The following is a 17,125-nucleotide window of genomic DNA, read 5'->3' as shown; positions in this document are numbered from 1 at the left end:
GGACGGGTTGAAATCATCAAGAGAGACACAGGCTATTTGTCATGTCCCAATTGTTAAGCGGAAAAGAGCCTGAATAAAGCGGAAAAAACTGCCAAATTTATAGTTCCATTTGTCATCTCCATCAAGGTATTGCGCCCATTTCTTCGAAAAGTGCAATGTACACAAAGCGCAGTATATTCCGGGTACAATTTTCTCATGTCACAGCAGTGCGATTCTGTACACACTGGTGGAAACCGCCATTGCCAGAGTGCTCTATATTCCTGCGAAGGCGGGAATCCAGCGCCAACGGTGGATCTCTGCCTTCTCGGGGATGACAAGGCCAGGGGGGCACCGGGCAGTATGGTTCTGGTGGTGAGTCAGTGTGGATTCCCGCCTTCGCGGGAATGACGAGAATGAAGTCGGGAATGACGAGAGTCAACTCGTTCCCATGCTGGAGAGAGTTTTGTGACACCCTCAGAGCGTGGGAACGAGTCGTAAAATACGTGGCCCGAAGGAGAAAAGGAATAGTGAAGCTCCCAATACTTGACCGTCTCTCAAATGAGAGACATGCTAAATAAACATTACTTAAAAAGGATATTTGTTATGGCTCATACATCAATGTTGCACGTCCATGTAGATTCTGCTTTAAAAACAGAAGCGACCGAAAAGCTGGCCAACTTCGGCTTAACCCTGTCTGATGCGGTTCGGATCCTGCTAACCCGGATAACCAAAGAAGGTGGCCTGCCCGTCGGCCTCACCAGTGACCCTGAAGCGCATGATGCCTGGTTCCGGGAGCGGGTTAAGGAAGCCTTGAACTCTGAAGATGTTTTATCCCATAACCAGGTTATGGATGAAGCCCAAGCCTTGATCGAAAGGAAAAAACAACGTGCATAAATTGGAGTGGTTGGGCCCTGCTCGTAACGACCTTTTGACCATTGTTGATTACATCTCCGATGATAACCCAGAGGCGGCCCTTCGACTCAAGGACGACATTCAGGCCAAAGCTGAAAAGCTTATGGATTTTCCCAAAATTGGCAGGGTAGGCCGGGTTGAAGGTACAAGGGAGTTAGTGGCTTGGGGAAACTACATCATTGTGAACAAGGTAAGTGAAACCACCATACGGATACTTCGCATTTTGCATGCCGCACAGCAATGGCCACTGTCGAAATAGGGGTTATGACCGTTAGCGTACGTTTTCGTTCCGGCTCCAGACCTCTGACAGCGAGATCGATATGGCGTTGTCGAAGGCGTCCATTGCCAAGATGATTGAATGATGGGTTTATGGCCATCAGTGCGCAGGATGATATTGATTTCTTCGCTATACCCATGCTGTTCTAGCAAGTCGTAATAAAGCCGGGTTCCGGGAATAAAATCCCTCAGTCTTTCAGGCAGTCACAGGGCGGGAAGTGCCATCAGGCTCTAGTGTCACTGGTCTGGAAAAGAATCCAGGGCAGCCGTTTTTTTTGCTGCTAGTTGTCGTCAAAGCTGTAACCGCCTTCACCTCCGGTAAGAATGGTTTCTTCTGAGGGTGACGGGGAGGGTGTTAGTCCTCCATCTATATCCCTGCCCATTTGAGGTATCGCAAAACTCTGGTCCCCATGTTTTCAGGCCCTATGTGTCCCAGCATTTTTCTAATGCACTACATTCTATGAAATGCCTAAGGTATAGAGGAGCAATCCATGTCAGTAAATGTGATGACAAGACTATCGTGGCGATTTGAAAAAAATTATTTCCTGTCTGGATGTATTCTTACTTTAACGGCACTGATACTGCCTCTGTCAGGTCTGAGTCTGGAGATCTTATCTGATGAGGTGGTTGAACCTGCAAGCTGTCTCAATCAGGAGCCGGACTACCTCAGTCGGCTGAAGCATAATCAAAGATATTACCTGTTCTGTCATGTTCCTGCCTCGGACTGGAAGGTTTTTCGTGATGACATCATTGATGATGAATCTTTAAAGGTGGAAGCGGAACAGCTGGTAGAGAAAATCAGCAATAATGACTTTATATTACCGGCCTCTGGCACTGAAAATTCTAAAGTCAAAAATGATGACGCAGTGCTGGAAAAAATGTTCGACCTTCTGGTCTACATTCATATTCACCTTGCCGGTCAACTCACTACTGACAACCTTTTGAATGCCTGGATCACCCAGTTGCTTCCAGCTGCTCAGTTTGGTTCTGCATCAATAAGCAGGCTTGATTCTGTTAGTGATGGCTCTTTTCAGGGTGTCCAGGTTAACCTTGATGAGCGCTATCGGAAAGCTTTCCTCAAATCAGCAACGCGTGTTGACCGTTGCCCTCATGCGGCTTCTGAAAAAGCGGCAGCGGTTTTAACCTGGCTTCGAATTTTGGACATAAATTCAGAGCCGTTTATCTATGATCGAGAAAAAAACCTGGTGCAGATACCCATCATGGCAAAAGTCTGGGCTGATATTGCCGAGCATAATCGATTACATTTCTATCATGAGACCTTCGGACAATCACCGGAAAAACCTGTTCTTTTTCTCGGCGCGCCTGATATAAAAGCGCTCTATAAGCTTCGCAAAAATGGCCTGCACCCGGTGACACTTTACCACCCAAAACTCATCGAGCCGTCTCTGACAGCTGACCACTGTTATGCGGGCCCGGCTATGTCTGCCTGGCACGGTATGAGCTACATCATACTGTTATCGACACTGTCCAATGACATTAAGCAGCACAGCTATGAACTCTATAATTCATTGACGCAACTGGGACAGGAATTACAAACGGGTTCTCCATCATCTCCCGGGAATGCTTTTTTCCTGGCGCACTATTTAGAAGCCATGGATCGGTTATCCAGGACAACGGACTGGAATAAAGACCTGGCATTCTTATTGAGGGGACTGTTCAAATATAAGCCTTTTTTTGAGGGGAAGTCTGTTAACATCAGTGACTCCACTTATTTCGATATTCTTGAAATCGGGCATCACAATCATGCTATTGGTGATGGGCGTGATGATTTAATGAAGCTGTTATCGCTAATGATGAATGCCAAGACTGAGCTTCAAGAAGCCCACTGGGGCTTGGCCGGCCATTATTATGTCTTCACACACATGGACAAATGGTTAGCGGCTGGAAACAGCAAGGAGCTTGGGCTGGTTCCGCAAACTCTGGTGGAACTCTGGAGAGCAGTGCGTCAGTAAGTTTGTTTCACAAAGGCAGCGCCGTAGTGGATTTAACCGAGGCCAGGGCCAGGGCCGTCTTGACATGACTGACGCCGGGCAAGGTCAGAAGCTCTTTCATGATAAATTCATTCAGAGCCTGACTGTTGGGTGCCATGACTTTTAACAGATAATCTCCATCACCGGTTATCGAGTGGCACTCCAGTATCTGATCCATATGCAAGATGGAGGTCTGGAAACTTTCGGCAGAGTGTTTGCCATGGGTTTCCAGTGTCACAGTAACAAAAGCCGAGACATCCAGACCCAGGGCTTCGGGGTTTAGTTGTGCCACCTGCTTCCTGATGTAGCCCAGCTTTTTCAGGCGGCTAATGCGTCTGGAGCATTGAGAGCTGGACAGGTTCACCTTGTTAGCCAGGTCTGCCAGAGAGACTCCATCTTCCTTCTGCAGACTATCCAGAAGACTCACGTCGTACTTATCCAGAGATTCAGTCATCATGAACAAGGCCCTGATATGCAATCAAATTGCATGATGTTGTTTTATTGCTTTTTATGTCGCAACCATTTTGCATGACCACCCTTTTATACTGTATTTACTAAGGAAATGCAGCTCTTTCAATGGCCAATGCCGCTTGGTTACGGTTGGTGAGTTCTTCTCCCTGAACACCTCTCAGATTATTGGCAGTCTTGAGCTGAACTAACAAGAAGCTAATAAACGTCTGATTTGCCAAGGCTGGCCGATAGATAGAATAGCGGACTTTAAAGGGATAGTTTGCCCGAATTCGTCCATAAAATGAGGATAATTTATGAAAGGTATTGGCCATTCTGCAGAGGTTTCTGATATCAATCCCATGGGGACAGACGGCTTTGAGTTCGTAGAGTTTGCCTCTGCGCAGCCCGCTGCGCTTCATGAGTTTTTCGCAAGCCTCGGTTTTCATGCATCTGCTCATCATAAAACCAGGGATATTGCTCTTTACAAGCAAGGCGATATCCATTTTCTGGTAAATGGTGATGCCAGCAGTTTTGGTCGTCGTTTCTATGAAAAACATGGTCCCTGTGCCTGTTCTTTTGGTATCCGTGTGGCAGACGCTGAGTATGCACTGGAGCGAGCGCTGAGTCTGGGTGCAGAGCAGGGCGAATCTGAATATTCGGTCGATGGTCGTGAAATCCCCTGCATTGTTGGTGTTGGCGGCGCTTTGCTTTACCTGGTTGAGCGTTATGGGTCGGCAGGCACCATTTATGACAGCGATTTTGAGTTTGTTCAGGATCAGACAGAAAAACCTGAAGTCGGTCTGGAAATACTGGATCATCTGACCCACAACGTGGCACGTGGCAACATGGATCACTGGGCTGGTTTTTATGAAAGGCTTTTTAATTTCCGCGAGATTCGCTACTTTGATATTGAGGGCAAGCTGACGGGGCTCAAGTCCAGGGCCATGACCAGCCCCTGCGGCAAGGTCAGAATTCCCATCAATGAATCTTCTGATGATAAAAGCCAGATAGAAGAATATCTTGAGCAATACAAGGGCGAGGGTATTCAACATATTGCCCTGACAGCCGGAAATATTTATGAAGCGGTAGACAGAATGAGGGGTTTGGGGGTTAAGTTTATGTCGCCGCCACCGGATACTTACTACGAAATGCTGGGTGAGCGTCTGCCATGGCACGGCGAAGTGGTTGAAGACCTGAAAACCAGAGCTATTCTGATGGATGGTGCTCCCACTTCAGACGGCGGTTTGCTGCTACAAATCTTTACCGAAACCGCCATCGGACCGATCTTTTTTGAGATCATCCAGCGTAAGGGCGACGAAGGCTTCGGAGAGGGTAACTTTAAGGCTCTGTTCGAAAGCATGGAGAGGGATCAGATTCGTCGTGGTGTTTTGCAGGAAGAATGACTTTTCTTGCATCTCTCAGATCAGGCTGTCTGTTTTCGGACAGCCTCCAGGCTGTGAAAATGGCTATGGCGATTGCTTTTTTCACAGCAAAAGGAATTTCAGATTGAAGAAGCCCACACAGTATACAGCCCGAAAGCCTGATGAAAAGGGTTTTATCGAGTATCCCGCCGAAGAGCATGAAACCTGGCGAATACTCTATGAACGTCAGATCAGGGCGGTCGAAAAGAGAGCCTGTCCCGAGTATATCAGGGGGCTGGGGATTCTTGGTCTTTCTGCTGAGCAAATCCCTCAGCTCAATGACATCAGTGAGAAGCTGCTTGAATGCACCGGTTGGTCGGTGGCCAGAGTTCCAGCTCTTATCTCCTTTGACCGTTTCTTTGAATTATTGGCCAATCGTCGTTTTCCGGTGGCTACTTTTATCCGCACCCGTGAAGAGCTGGATTATCTTGAGGAACCGGATATCTTCCATGAAATATTTGGACACTGTCCTTTATTGACGAACCCCGATTTTGCGAAATTTACTGAAACCTATGGTCAGTTGGGACTCAGAGCAAGCAAAGAAGAAAGAGTTTATCTGGCAAGGCTGTACTGGTTGACCGTGGAGTTTGGCCTGGTCATGACAGATGAAGGGTTGAGAATATATGGAGGAGGTATTCTCTCCAGCTTCAGGGAAACGGTCTACGCTATCGAAAGTGAGGATCCTGAGCGTCTGTCCTTTGATTTGATGACGGCTTTGAGAACTCCCTACCGGATCGATATTCTTCAACCGGTCTACTTTATTATCCAGTCCCTTTCAGAGTTGCACAGTCTGACAGAAATGGATCTGATGGCAAAAGTGCATGAAGCCATGAAACGGGGACTATTAACCTCAAAATTCGCCCCCAAGAGTGCTTGAGCCTCTTGTCTCTGGTTCGGGTGTGGTTGCTTTACCTTTAATATCCTGATAATTTTTCGGCATTCTTGCGGGGCTGTTTGGTGAATGGATAGAACTGCTTGAAAACTTTTGTGATGAGACCGACAGGCTCCTGGCCATAGTATATGGCGAAAACAATGACACACTGTCGTGGAAGATAAAGAGGCTGACAAGAGAGAGCTATGGAGCCTAGAGACATTGAAATCAGTATTGGGCGGATGAACTTCTCTGGTCAGGAATGGGGCGACCCGGACGGAAAGCCGCTGATTGCCCTGCATGGTTGGCTGGACAATGCCGCCAGTTTTGCTCCCCTTGCTCCCTTTCTGAAAAATGTGCGTTTGATTGCTATTGATCAGGCCGGTCACGGACGTTCCTCTCATCGACCGGATGAATTGGATTATTCCATTTGGCACTATGTCGAAGATCTGGTTGGGATCGCTGATAGTCTGGAGCTGGAATCTTTCAGTTTAATCGGACACTCAATGGGAGCCATTGTTTCGGTGATGGCTTCAGCCATTCTGGGGAATCGGATTGAGAAAGCGGTTTTGCTGGATGGGCTTTTTCCCATGCCCAGAAAACCTGAAGATACTCCCAGTGCCCTGGCGGCCTATATTCAGGAACGAAAAACCTTTCGAAAAGGCAAGCCAGTAAACCGTTACCGCTCTTTGGAGCATGCTATTCGCGTACGTTGTCTGGGACAATTTCCAGTATCGCGGGACTCTTCCGCATTGCTGGTGGAGCGAGCGTTATTTCAGGACGGTGATGCCTGGACCTGGCGAACCGATCCACGTCTGAAGTTGCCTTCTCCCACTCGTTTTACAGAAGATCAGGCTCTGGCCTTTGCAGAACAGATGAGCTGTGATGCACACATGCTTTACGCAAAAGAAGGTTATGTTGATGCTTTGATTGAGCCATACCGTGAACGTCTTGATAATGTCCGGTTTTATCCGATGCCAGGCTCCCACCACTTTCATATGGACGGGGAGACGGATTCTGTAGCCACCATAGTGAACACTGTTATGAGTTCTTGACTCTGTCTGGCGGGCCAGGCACCTGAAAGGTACTTATATCCGATAAAAAAGCGGTACTTCATTGGTCGGGATTGAAATGCAAATCATAGCCATTTTTCATTCTTTGTTAAGACGAACACTTACTTTAACATTGGCAGGTGGCCTTATTGCCTCTGCTACTCTAATTGCTGATGAAATAGTCCCGTTTCCCAATGCCACTCTCAACCTTGAATTCGAACAGCAGGTGACCAGCTATCCGGTCATCAGTAGCCCAATGAAAAAGGTGAATGGTGTCGTGACTGCCGATTCAGAGCAGTGGCTCGATGGCTCTCTCAATCGAAAACTCTACCAGCTGCCCAGTGGTAAAAGCAGTGACGAAGCCTATCGATTTTTTACCGATCAGTTTGAAAAACTGGGTGTCACCTCTGTATACAGCTGCGAACGTTTCAGCTGTGGGGCCAGTAATTTCTGGGCGAATAATGTTTTTGATGTAGCTCGTTTGTATGGACTTGATAAGACTCAAGCCTATTTTCTGGGTGAAAAGCAAGTCGATGGCAAGACCGTTTATTATCTGACCTATACGGTTCGCAGAGGCGACAAAAGAGAGTACGCCCTGGTCGATATCTTCACTGCAGGCAAAACAAAAGTAGTGAGGAATAACCAGGTTGTCATGACCACCTTGCCGACCAGTTCATCTACCCTGGCCCGTTCAGAAGCCTACAAGTCTCTGCTTAAGGCTTTTGAAAACCAGACCAGAGCCTTATTGATTACGGTCGAGTCAGCTTCGGCTGAAAGAGTCTCTGAGGTGGACAGTCTCAGCAGGCGGTTGCAACAATTCAAAAGCCTCCTTCAATCCAGACTGAGGGAAGACGCTATTGGCTCCAGTCGTTTCCGGATTCAGTGGATTGTTGGAGATCAGGAAGAGGCAATGATGCATTGGCAGTTGCTTCAATAGAGTAATACCAGTCGAACTTTCTAAATCCCTATCGCGCTGAAGATTTGAGCCTTAATCCCGCGTTGGCGATCGTCGCCATAGCTAAGGCTATAGCTCCTCTCAACGCCTTGTCTTAAGGCTAAAATCTCCATGCTCATCACGGGAGTTAGAAAGCACGATGGCTATAACTTGATAGACATCAGAGCGTCTTCCTGCATCGGGTGGTCAGGCATTAAACACTTTCCAAAGCTACAGGCTTACTTCTGACCCCTGAAAAAATAACGTGCTCATAAGGTTCCATGAGACGTACCATGCGGTACGTTACGCCATTCTTTGGAAGAACGTTGTCCGGAGCGCCTACCAGCAATTGCAATGACTGATTGGCACAGAGTTCTTCCAGAGTCTGGAGTGCCCGGGCATCCAGTCGCGCCGCCTCATCAAGGAACAGCAGGCGATTGGCTGCATGGCCGTTTCCTTCACGGTTCTGGGATTCCCAGGAGTGCAGCACCATGGTGAGTACGGCCAAACCTGTGCCTATGGCTTCACCGGTAGACAGGTTGGTCGGATTGGCTGCTTCAAACTGGCTGCTACCCGCGCGTTGAATCAGAATGTTAAGTTTGATGTACTCGCGATAATCGAGCAGCTTCTCCCCGGTAATGGTGCCACCTGTTTCCCGTTTGAATATTGCCGCAAGGGCATCTTCAACTGTCATTTCAGGCTGTTTGAAAAGATCGCCATAGAACTGGCTTTGCAGGGCATCCAGTACCTTTTTGAAGCTCTCAATCTCCTGCACTTCGATTTTGATAGAGCGGATGGTGCCAAAGTGAACGCTGGACAACGCAGAGTTAAGTTGAAAAATCTGCTTCCGCTGTCTGTTAATACTGCGTTGAATGTTCTGGCCCATGTATTCTGATTCAGCAAGGAACTGCTCTTCTGCGTCCTTGAGTCGCTCTTCCAGTCGAACCAGATGTTCTTCAAGTTGTTCCAGTGCCTGTCTGGGGTCATCAGAGTTGGAAATGGTTTTATCCATTCGCTCTGCCAGTAGTTGCTGGGCATAAAGAACACATTCAAACAGGTCGGGCAAGTCGGAAGCACTGGCTTGGGACAAGCGTCTGAGCAGGGTATTTTCAGGTTCAGGCTTGAGAGCCTGTTCCAATCTCGCCCGGGCGGTTGAAATATTTTCTTTTAACGCTTCATTACTCTCATGGAGTAATTGCTGAGAGTGCAGCCGACTCATTAAACCGGACTGGCTGGCACGCTCCTCAATCGCTGCCCACTGTTGCTTTGCTGTCTCGCACCTTGGGGTAATAGATTGAATGTCTTTCTGCAGGGCTTCTAAATGATCCTGTAGTTTATTCAGCTCTGAGCGACGCTCCGTGACTGACTTGAACAGGGTATTGTGTTTTGGCTCAAGGTCTTTCAGTTGCCGGATGACCTCGTCCAAGCGCGCTTTCATCTGCTCTGTCAGTGTTTCATGCCAATCCAGTGGGATGCCTTTGATCTCGTTTTCTTTGAGCAGGAGCTGACCTTCGTTGTGTTGCAGTACGCTCTTATCGGCAGACATATTACTGTTAAGAGCCTGCAGCTGATCCTTAAGGAGTTCGAGTTCTCTCTGTTGGACCTGTTTTCTGGAGTCTTTTTCTTCCCATTCCCGTTTCAGGGATTCTCTCAATGAGCTGGTTTCGTTCTGACGATGGACTGAATTTTTAAAGCGCAGATTTGGCAGGGTCTGTTCTGTGCGCTGGAGCAGATCAATAGTCTTACCTGACTCGGCTATCTGGTTGCCGAGTTTATCAAGACTGGCCTTGAAGACTTCAATGTCTTCAGCCGGAGGGGTATCAAGGTATAAACGACTGCTTTCCAGTTGACTGATATTTTCAGAATGTATTTTGATCCATTCGGCGGCTTCGAGGCACTGAGTCTGCCGGGACTCCAGACTCTCCACTGTCATGGCAAGATCGACTTCATCAAGAACAGTGGCATTGGATTGTTGAGAGGCCAGAAAAGAGACAACATGGTTAAGCGTTTTTAACTCTGTATCTTTCTGAGTCCGGGTGGCCTGAGACGATGTGAGCTGGTTTTGACAGTCTTCAATGCTTACGGCCAGTGACTGGAGGTCAGGCTCCTCCTGGCCAATCCACTGCGATAAAGGTGCCATCCTGTCGAGCAGAGTAAACTGTTTTTCAAGTTTCCTGCGGTTGACGGCCAGCGTTTGTCTCTCATCGAGAATGTTTTCTTCCCGTTCAATGAGTCTTGCTCTCTCTTTCTCGCGGGCCAGTTTACCGAGAGTAGGAAATTCAGGTTCCTTGCTGAGACGGGAAATGTTCTTTGAAAGATTCACCAGTACACTGCCGTCTTCATCCTGATGTAACGGTGATTCAATGAAGAGGTCTTCAGAAAAGCTGGTGCTCGAATCACCCTCAAGCAACCAGACATCGTCAGGGCGATCAGTTTCCTGTCTGATCAGTGCCGCTGCCTTCTCAACATCCTTTACCAGTAGCGCATTGCGTAAGGGACCCATTTTGGCTTCCAGCCAGGCGGCTTCTGCCAGTGAAATCTCATCTTCATCAAAGAACTGGCTTACCAGCTGACCCTTTGTCAATTCCGCCAGTCTTTGCAGCTGGATCTGCTCTTTTGAATCGCTGATTTCAAGCCCTTTCAACCTGAGTCTCAGGGTGCTCAGTTCGGTCTCAAGCCCAAGGTCCTGACGATGGCAGATATTCTGCTGTTCGGTCAATGTATAGCGAAGAGTACTCAGCTCCTCCGGCTGTTCTAATTGAATATCGTCGTTTAGCTCAAACAGCTGTTGTTTGAGACTTTCATATTCCAGCCATTGGGTATGATCTTTTTGCTTTTGTAAACGCTGTTGTTCCAGCTGCTGCTGCTTCACTTTCAGGTCCTGAATGGCATCGGAAAGTGTGCTCAGTTGTTCACTGATCAGGGCTTTGTCCGTCTCTCCCTGCTTCAGGTGAGTCAGCCATTGTGCATGGTTTGTTATGGCATGGTTGAAGGGGGAGGGCAGTCTGGCGATGCCTTCTTTAAGTCGTTGTTGTTCTGCCAGTTTGCGTTGTGTTAATTCCAGCCTGTCCTTTATAACCTTTATTTGACGTGTATCATGCTCTTTTGAGCGCTTTACCTGAATCCACTTGTCTGATAACTGGCCGACATTGGCGGTAGACACTTCACTGTTTTCAAGGAGAGACAGGATCGGTAGACACTGATCAAAGTGATGTCTGATATTTTCCATCTGCTCCAGCAGGGGCCGTTTAACATGATACTCTGCTGAGAGTTCGCTGCGCTGCGCAATCGTCTGCTGAAGAATCTGACTGAGGTTTTTTTCACTCAGGGTCGCATCCGACAGATGGCTGCGACACTCTTCAAGGCTGGCTAAAGCCTGATTATAGAGTCCGGCTTTACGGGCTTCTTCAGAATAAGCATCTTCAGCGTCAGCCAGCTGTTTAACGAGTGATCGAACGTCCTCTTCTATTTGTTCCAGTTGCTGGTTTTGTTGCTGTTTTTGAGCTTCCAGTAATTCAAGTTGTTCGTTCTGTTGTTGCAGGCGTTCATGAATATTGTCATTTTCTTGTTTCAGCAGTCTGGACTCCGTGTGGATTCGGTCCAGTGTTTCGGCCTGTTCCTTTTGAGTACGGGCCATGGTTTCATGGGTCTGGAGCTGTTCCCTGGTACTTTCCAGTTGCTCTATTTCAAGCTCAATTGCGCTGATTTGCTGTCGTTGAGCTGTGATATCTGACTCAGTGCGCTCAGTCTGATTCTGGCAATCAATCAGCGACTGCTCAAGTTGGACCTGAAGTCTCTGTGCCAATGCTATGACGTTTTCGCCCAGTTTGTAGCTTGAATCCAGTAACTCTTTAATCAGCTCCCGTTTTTCACGGGTATGGTGAATACTGTCCCGTGTTTTGCGAGTTTCCTGCAAAGCATTCTGCATGGAACCGACCGACTTTTTAACATTTTCTTCCGATGTCAGCAGGTAGTCCCGGAGCCCTTTTTGCATTTCAGAAGAAAGGCCACCATACAGGCTGGTTTCCAACATTCGATAATAACGCTGGCGGTCTCTGATGTTTTCCATTCTGCGGGGAATGATCCGGCACTGAAATTGCCAGTCCATAAACTGGCCGAGAGATTTGAAACGTTTCAGTGTTCCGCCCTGAATGGCAATCTGATTTGAAAGGGCGTTTCCTTCCAGGGCATCGTAACGATTCTCACCCGCAGGACTCATCATCAGATCTTTTACTGAAATGTCTTGGTCTATGCCCGAAATGGCAAACATTTTCAGCTCGACTCTGGGCTTGCCAAGGCGCTTTAGCTGGACGCCGGCGATGACACGTTCACCGTTGTACAGGGTGTAATCCACCAGAGAATAACAGGTGCCTTTGTCAATGCGTCCCCAGATACCGTTGTCGCTGCGATCCTGACCGCTGTCGGAGTTGTTTCTTAATCTTACCAGACGATTGTCTGGTACCCGGTTAACCAGCAGTGCGCCCATAATGGTCGTTTTGCCGGCCCCATTATGACCAATCAGGTTGCTCATCCACTGGTGCAATGAGAGAGTTTTAAAGAATATCCCTCGAAAGTTGACCAGCGTCAGACTGTTAATCTGCGTACGTGTCTGACTCATGCTTCGACTTCCTTAATCTCTTCATTGCCTTCAACGGAACCTTTGTTTTCTGCTGCTGGTTCGTCGCTGTTTAGTGTTTCATCCGTTACTGATTCGTCTGCCACTTCTTCGTCTGCCTCCAGAGAAATAGAACCGGATTGCACCAGCTTTTCCAGACTTTCCCGGGTCATTTGGCTGCTTCTTACAGGTTCAATAAAGCGCATCAGGGGGGATTGGGTCTGAACTCTGTCTGCTTTTATGCCATCCATGCGGATCATGCCGAGCTTCGCCAGTTGCCGCAGTGACCTCTTGAGGGTTTCCATAGCTTTTTCACGATCCAGCTGGGTATCGATTTTCTTTCTGTCCAGCAATCGTGCCAGCCGCTTGTCGTCTACAAGCATCCGTAAACGTTCAAACAAAGAATCCGCGTGAATCCAGCCGCCGCCTTCGAGCTGTTCCGGGTCAAGGTGATACAAGGCCAAAAGCTGGCCCAGAACCATGCTGAGTTCGTCGAGCTTTTTAGAGCGAATCAGATTTTTGTTGCCCAGTTTTGGCTGCAGGTAATAATAGTCTTCCTGAGCACAAATCAGATCTATACCATAACGCTGGTAATGCCCGTCAAGCCAGGTTTTGCCTGCCTGTAACATGCTATAGAGATGGGTATGTCTGGCATCAATATGCTCACCCCGGCGCAGTCGGCTGTCCAGCTCGGGAAAGAGATCGTCGTTTATGACATCGGCCAGAGTCTGGTAGGGGCTGTTAGCATTCAAGCGAAGATTCTCTCTCTGATGTGATGGGTTTTGTTAGCTCTAATTGCAGGTGTTCGGCTTCGAGGTTGGGCATGATTTGGTGCCAGAAACTTTCAGGAATATCCTGAGCATTACGGAAATGGCCCAGTCTGGTCATGGCTTCGAACAGCCAGCCCGCAGATTGCAAAAAATCGGTCATGGGTAGGGTGTTGGCAAGTTCGCTTAAGGCTTCCTCATAGGAGGGAAGATAGCCTTTGTCAGAAACCCGTGTTTTTAGCCATTGAGCGATCGCTGTTTTACGGCTTTCAAGATCGTCCATGTCGGTCATGCTCTCTTCATCCATGATGACCCGGGACTGAGTGGTTTCAGGCTGGGGCGCATCAATTTCTCTCAGTCGAAGTAAAGGAGCGTCGCTGCAAAGATTGAGATACCAGGGGTTCTGATCATACTGTTGAATGGCGTCCAGCGTTCTTTCCATCAGGGCTTTGCGTTCATCCATGTTGATAAACTGGCGGATATATTGATGGGCGCGTTGATGGAAACTTTCCCAGTGCGCCAGTCTTTCTCCGCTCCAGTGCTCAATGCGATCAAGGTGTTGCTCGAGTCTGAACACCGAGTGGGCTGCAAGATGTCTATTCGCTGTTTCGCAGGCCTGGGAAATGGCTTCCAGAAGTTGTCTCAGGTCATGACAGGAGGCCAGCAACAGTTGTTGAAGATCCTGTAATCGGTCCTGGGTATCATTCAGAAGGTGTTCACACTGTGTCATGGCATTTTGCCAGTCTTGCTTCAGCAAGGCGACGACGTCAGACCGTGTTTCTATGGCTTCCTGGTCCAGTTGTCTCTGTCTATGATCAATCGCGGTGACGAGTTGCTGTACAGTGACATCCAACGGTGCTTCGATTTGAAGACGCCAGTACTGATCGTTACCATCATTGATAGCAGCATCCCTGATCTCCCGCAGGTGGCTGGCGACTGTCATAAACAGTGTGCTCAATGCGGTATGGGAGGCGTCAAAGCCTGTGCAGATGGATTCAACGATTTGTTCTGAAACGGGAGGAAGCAGGTAAGCGTGCTGTTTTTCACCGATACCCTCCAGACAGATCAGCAGGTTTTGATCCATCATGCGACGAATAGTTTCATTGCAGCGTCGTTCAGATGTGACGGAATCACTGTCTATACGGTGTTTATCAACCTGTTCATAGACGATATGAAGCTCCGCTTCGCTGAACTCTGGCTGAGATTCCTGATCTCTCCAGTATCTCAGGGTAGCAAGAAATGCAAGCTCTGCGGGTTGCAGGTTAAGTTTTTGACCGCTGGTTAAAATGTTGCTGATCAGTGAAGGAATATCACGAGATGCCGTCAATCCGCACTCCCTGGCTGCTGAATGTGAAAATAAATGTTATGCCACGCTGAATCTGTGATTGAGATGGCATTGATAGAGTCAAGGCACGATTATGGAAAACCAAACGAGTCTCGTAAAGTAGAATTGATAAGCGGTAAGTAATGCAGTGAATAATACTGTGCAAACAGAGGTAGTTAGTCAGGAAAACGGGCACTGAAATACGGGCAACTGACAATAGGGAATGCTGAACAATTTGACTAAGTAACTGGTTAGGTACTTAAAGTAAGCCCCGGGTTTTACGGCGCTTTGTCACGACAGGTTATCTGGTTGGTAGCAGAGCTTTTTAAGAGGGTGGCCCGGCTTTTCAGGGCTGCCCTTGCTCTCTGTCAGTAACCTGTTCTTTTCTGCGAGTTTGTTTTCTTTTCTGCGTTTGTTAAGCTCTTTCCTAAGGTAAAACAGATCTGGGTGTTATGAAAACGCATAGTCAACGTTTGCTTCCTGGCGATGATCTCTATTTCGAACTCCTGACCCTTGCCAAGGAATGGCCTGCAGCCTTTCTGTTATCCTGCGTGGGAAGTCTGAAAGTGTTGTCGCTCAGATTGGCCGGAGCAGAGCAGGAGAAGATACTTCAGGGCCCCTTCGAAATTCTTTCTCTTTCTGGCACCTGTTGTCCATCAGGGCTCCATTTGCATATCTGTGTGGCGGACAAGGAAGGGCGTGTTTTTGGTGGTCACTTAAAACCGGGGTCGATTATTGAAACCACAGCAGAAATAGTTGTGGGTATTCTTGACGATACCTGTTTCACCCGGGAAGCAGACGATGAAACAGGTTATCTGGAGCTGGTGGTCAAAAAGGCTTCGCAGGCCAGTTCCTGATCAATTTTCGTCTGATGTTGGCCTGCTCTTCACTCGATAAATCACCAATGTGCTTACTGGCATAATCGCTGTAGATGGTAACAAGTCGACGTGTATTTAATGGGTTGGGAATGATCATATACTGACGGCCAAACCTGTCTTTATTGGCTGCCACGGATGCTTTCAGGTCCGGGTCAAAGCCATTTTCTTCAAGGCCAAAGTCAGAGAGTGTGTCACCAATATAAAGTGCGATCTGATGTTTTTTTCTATCAACCTGTCCGCTGGTGATCGCATGTCGCTGAGAAGTTTTTGTGCAGTTCTTCAGCTCGACCTCAGTGCAGTGTTCACCTTTTAATAAAACGTGGGTTTCGTCTGCATCGGGGTAGCCAAGCTCCCTTAATTTCCTGACCGTAAGCGTTTCTATGTCTTTCTTGTTGCCCTGCCGACCAGACGACACTGGTGTTTCGGAGACATAAAAGATATCAAATCCTTTTTCCTTTGCGCCAGCAAGAAACTCGGGAGCTCCGGGGGTTGGCTTTGCATTTTTTTGTTGTTCAAGGTGCCAGTTAAACAGATTCTGTTCTGATCCTGGTGCAGGTAGGTTCAGGTCAGGATTTTGGGGGGTGTATTGTAATATGGTACCGTTGATGTTCACGACAATAGCAGGGTTCTCCATGGTTTTCTGATTCATTTTTGCCAATATTCTTGTGGATTGATTGTAAGCCTGATGCGTCAGGGCATGATAATCCGCTGATGAGTTCATCCACAGCATTGCATTAATGTTGTGCACTGCAAATGTTGGGTCCTGTATCTGCGCGAAGTGAGAATAGTTCAGCGCATTCAATTTGGCATCGTGCTTCTCATCAGGAGACAGCTGGTTGAAGTTCACCTTCACCACAGCATGCTCCCAGCTTCCATAGACAAGGTTGGGAAAGAAGATCCAATCTTTGCCGAATCTGCTTCGGTTTTGCTGAACCCACTGTTGTCTCCTGTTGAAGTGATGGCCTTCCACTTCTGCCAGATCATCCAGCTGGTCACCCAGAAGCATCAGGACGTGATAGCCCTTGTCTCTGATTTTCTGACGTTGGTTCTCTTTACTTAATGTTCTATTGTCTGTTTGCTGAAAGAGTAGATAATCAGCTCCTTTGATCGGGAATCCCAAGCGTTTTAGTTTGGCCAGGGAAAGTTCCTTGGCTTCATTAAAACGAGCGCTGACATAGAAGATGTCTATCCCCTGGTTATCAACCTCATTCAGAAAGTCTAAGGCACCGGGCAAGGCTTCCATCTTCTGATCTTTCCACCAGGCTAAAGTAGCATCGACGTTTCTTGCACCGTCGGTCCCCACCATACTTGAGAAATAGGTGGTGCCCTCGATCAAAGTGTCATCAATATCAGTCACTATCGCTGCACGCTTGCCTTTCGGTAGTTGATTCAGTGCGTTGCTGAGGTTGTCTCTGGCCATGTTAAAAGACTGGTACACCAGTGCTTCATATTCCGGTGAGTGTTGTTGCCAGTTGGACGCAACGACTTTTTCTTCATTCAATTCTCTCTGGGAATAATCATCAGGACGTGCTGACAATGCAGATGTGTATGCTGCCATTATGAGCAGGATTGAAGTTTGAGCTATGGCCATGTATTCCTCTGTCTGATCGATTTATCGGCGGGCTTCGAGGATAAAATCTAGTCGAGGTTTCAGG

At 47.9% G+C, this 17,125-nt stretch carries 14 protein-coding genes; 9 read left to right on the top strand and 5 right to left on the bottom strand.

Features of this window, described 5'->3' with window-relative positions; genetic code table 11:
• Window positions 1–195: 195 nt before the first annotated feature.
• The 4 genes from ACOMG9_RS12850 to ACOMG9_RS12835 all read left to right on the top strand — a co-directional run bounded on the left by ACOMG9_RS12850 (window position 196) and on the right by ACOMG9_RS12835 (window position 3,140).
• Window positions 196–387, top strand: coding sequence for a hypothetical protein (locus ACOMG9_RS12850; RefSeq protein ID WP_448217194.1), 192 nt, complete (start codon window positions 196–198; stop codon window positions 385–387).
• A 195-nt stretch (window positions 388–582) separates the two neighbouring features.
• Window positions 583–873 carry a type II toxin-antitoxin system RelB/DinJ family antitoxin gene (locus tag ACOMG9_RS12845; protein WP_448217193.1) on the top strand — a complete coding sequence of 97 codons (291 nt, stop codon included), beginning with the start codon at window positions 583–585 and terminating at the stop codon, window positions 871–873.
• Window positions 866–1,150 (top strand): type II toxin-antitoxin system RelE/ParE family toxin, encoded by a 285-nt coding sequence (locus tag ACOMG9_RS12840; protein WP_494530332.1) that lies wholly within the window; start codon window positions 866–868, stop codon window positions 1,148–1,150. Before ACOMG9_RS12845 ends, ACOMG9_RS12840 begins: the two co-directional genes overlap by 8 nt.
• A 508-nt stretch (window positions 1,151–1,658) precedes the next feature.
• A complete protein-coding gene (locus ACOMG9_RS12835; RefSeq protein ID WP_494530331.1) occupies window positions 1,659–3,140 on the top strand; it encodes a hypothetical protein in 1,482 nt (493 codons plus the stop codon).
• A gap of 7 nt (window positions 3,141–3,147) precedes the next feature.
• Here the strand turns inward: ACOMG9_RS12835 and ACOMG9_RS12830 are convergent, their stop codons facing one another.
• Complete coding sequence (locus tag ACOMG9_RS12830; RefSeq protein WP_317146321.1) at window positions 3,148–3,615, bottom strand: Lrp/AsnC family transcriptional regulator; 468 nt, start codon at window positions 3,613–3,615, stop codon at window positions 3,148–3,150.
• A 307-nt stretch (window positions 3,616–3,922) separates the two neighbouring features.
• Here ACOMG9_RS12830 and hppD point away from each other — a divergent pair, with 307 nt between their 5' ends.
• The 4 genes from hppD (at window position 3,923) to ACOMG9_RS12810 (ending at window position 7,889) form a co-directional block, all read left to right on the top strand.
• On the top strand, window positions 3,923–5,011 hold the full coding sequence (hppD, locus tag ACOMG9_RS12825; protein WP_448217190.1) for a 4-hydroxyphenylpyruvate dioxygenase: 1,089 nt from the start codon (window positions 3,923–3,925) through the stop codon (window positions 5,009–5,011).
• Window positions 4,989–5,906, top strand: coding sequence for a phenylalanine 4-monooxygenase (gene phhA / locus ACOMG9_RS12820; protein WP_494530330.1), 918 nt, complete (start codon window positions 4,989–4,991; stop codon window positions 5,904–5,906). The genes hppD and phhA overlap by 23 nt, the downstream gene beginning before the upstream one ends.
• Window positions 5,907–6,106: 200 nt before the next feature.
• Window positions 6,107–6,955: an alpha/beta hydrolase gene (locus ACOMG9_RS12815; protein ID WP_448217188.1), complete on the top strand. Its 849-nt coding sequence runs from the start codon at window positions 6,107–6,109 to the stop codon at window positions 6,953–6,955.
• Between the two features lie 76 nt (window positions 6,956–7,031).
• On the top strand, window positions 7,032–7,889 hold the full coding sequence (locus ACOMG9_RS12810) for a DUF4892 domain-containing protein (RefSeq protein WP_422138076.1): 858 nt from the start codon (window positions 7,032–7,034) through the stop codon (window positions 7,887–7,889).
• A 211-nt stretch (window positions 7,890–8,100) separates the two neighbouring features.
• On the opposite strand, the gene mukB is transcribed toward ACOMG9_RS12810, so the two are convergent.
• Genes mukB through ACOMG9_RS12795 form a run of 3 tightly spaced genes read right to left on the bottom strand, consistent with a single transcriptional unit; the run spans window position 8,101 to window position 14,595 of the window.
• Window positions 8,101–12,504 carry a chromosome partition protein MukB gene (mukB, locus tag ACOMG9_RS12805; protein WP_494530329.1) on the bottom strand — a complete coding sequence of 1,468 codons (4,404 nt, stop codon included), beginning with the start codon at window positions 12,502–12,504 and terminating at the stop codon, window positions 8,101–8,103.
• Window positions 12,501–13,253, bottom strand: coding sequence for a chromosome partition protein MukE (locus ACOMG9_RS12800; protein WP_448217185.1), 753 nt, complete (start codon window positions 13,251–13,253; stop codon window positions 12,501–12,503). Before ACOMG9_RS12800 ends, mukB begins: the two co-directional genes overlap by 4 nt.
• Window positions 13,243–14,595 carry a hypothetical protein gene (locus ACOMG9_RS12795; RefSeq protein ID WP_448217184.1) on the bottom strand — a complete coding sequence of 451 codons (1,353 nt, stop codon included), beginning with the start codon at window positions 14,593–14,595 and terminating at the stop codon, window positions 13,243–13,245. The genes ACOMG9_RS12800 and ACOMG9_RS12795 overlap by 11 nt, the downstream gene beginning before the upstream one ends.
• Window positions 14,596–15,044: 449 nt before the next feature.
• Here ACOMG9_RS12795 and ACOMG9_RS12790 point away from each other — a divergent pair, with 449 nt between their 5' ends.
• Window positions 15,045–15,449, top strand: coding sequence for a PPC domain-containing DNA-binding protein (locus ACOMG9_RS12790; RefSeq protein ID WP_422138072.1), 405 nt, complete (start codon window positions 15,045–15,047; stop codon window positions 15,447–15,449).
• On the opposite strand, the gene ACOMG9_RS12785 is transcribed toward ACOMG9_RS12790, so the two are convergent.
• A complete protein-coding gene (locus tag ACOMG9_RS12785; RefSeq protein WP_448217183.1) occupies window positions 15,421–17,061 on the bottom strand; it encodes an HAD family acid phosphatase in 1,641 nt (546 codons plus the stop codon). The two genes, ACOMG9_RS12790 and ACOMG9_RS12785, sit on opposite strands and share 29 nt — an antisense overlap.
• Between the last annotated feature and the right edge of the window lie 64 nt (window positions 17,062–17,125).

It is taken from the genome of Endozoicomonas sp. PH6C, assembly GCF_059322965.1.
This window is presented reverse-complemented; position numbering and strand designations above follow the sequence as displayed.

Excerpts from the sequence above, each read along its gene's own strand:
- ACOMG9_RS12850 (WP_448217194.1), top strand. The coding sequence starts at position 196 with ATGTCACAGCAGTGCGATTCTGTACACACTGGTGGAAACCGCCATTGC.
- ACOMG9_RS12845 (WP_448217193.1), top strand. The coding sequence starts at position 583 with ATGGCTCATACATCAATGTTGCACGTCCATGTAGATTCTGCTTTAAAA.
- ACOMG9_RS12835 (WP_494530331.1), top strand. The coding sequence starts at position 1,659 with ATGTCAGTAAATGTGATGACAAGACTATCGTGGCGATTTGAAAAAAAT.
- ACOMG9_RS12830 (WP_317146321.1), bottom strand. The coding sequence starts at position 3,615 with ATGATGACTGAATCTCTGGATAAGTACGACGTGAGTCTTCTGGATAGT.
- hppD (WP_448217190.1), top strand. The coding sequence starts at position 3,923 with ATGAAAGGTATTGGCCATTCTGCAGAGGTTTCTGATATCAATCCCATG.
- ACOMG9_RS12815 (WP_448217188.1), top strand. The coding sequence starts at position 6,107 with ATGGAGCCTAGAGACATTGAAATCAGTATTGGGCGGATGAACTTCTCT.
- ACOMG9_RS12810 (WP_422138076.1), top strand. The coding sequence starts at position 7,032 with ATGCAAATCATAGCCATTTTTCATTCTTTGTTAAGACGAACACTTACT.
- mukB (WP_494530329.1), bottom strand. The coding sequence starts at position 12,504 with ATGAGTCAGACACGTACGCAGATTAACAGTCTGACGCTGGTCAACTTT.
- ACOMG9_RS12790 (WP_422138072.1), top strand. The coding sequence starts at position 15,045 with ATGAAAACGCATAGTCAACGTTTGCTTCCTGGCGATGATCTCTATTTC.
- ACOMG9_RS12785 (WP_448217183.1), bottom strand. The coding sequence starts at position 17,061 with ATGGCCATAGCTCAAACTTCAATCCTGCTCATAATGGCAGCATACACA.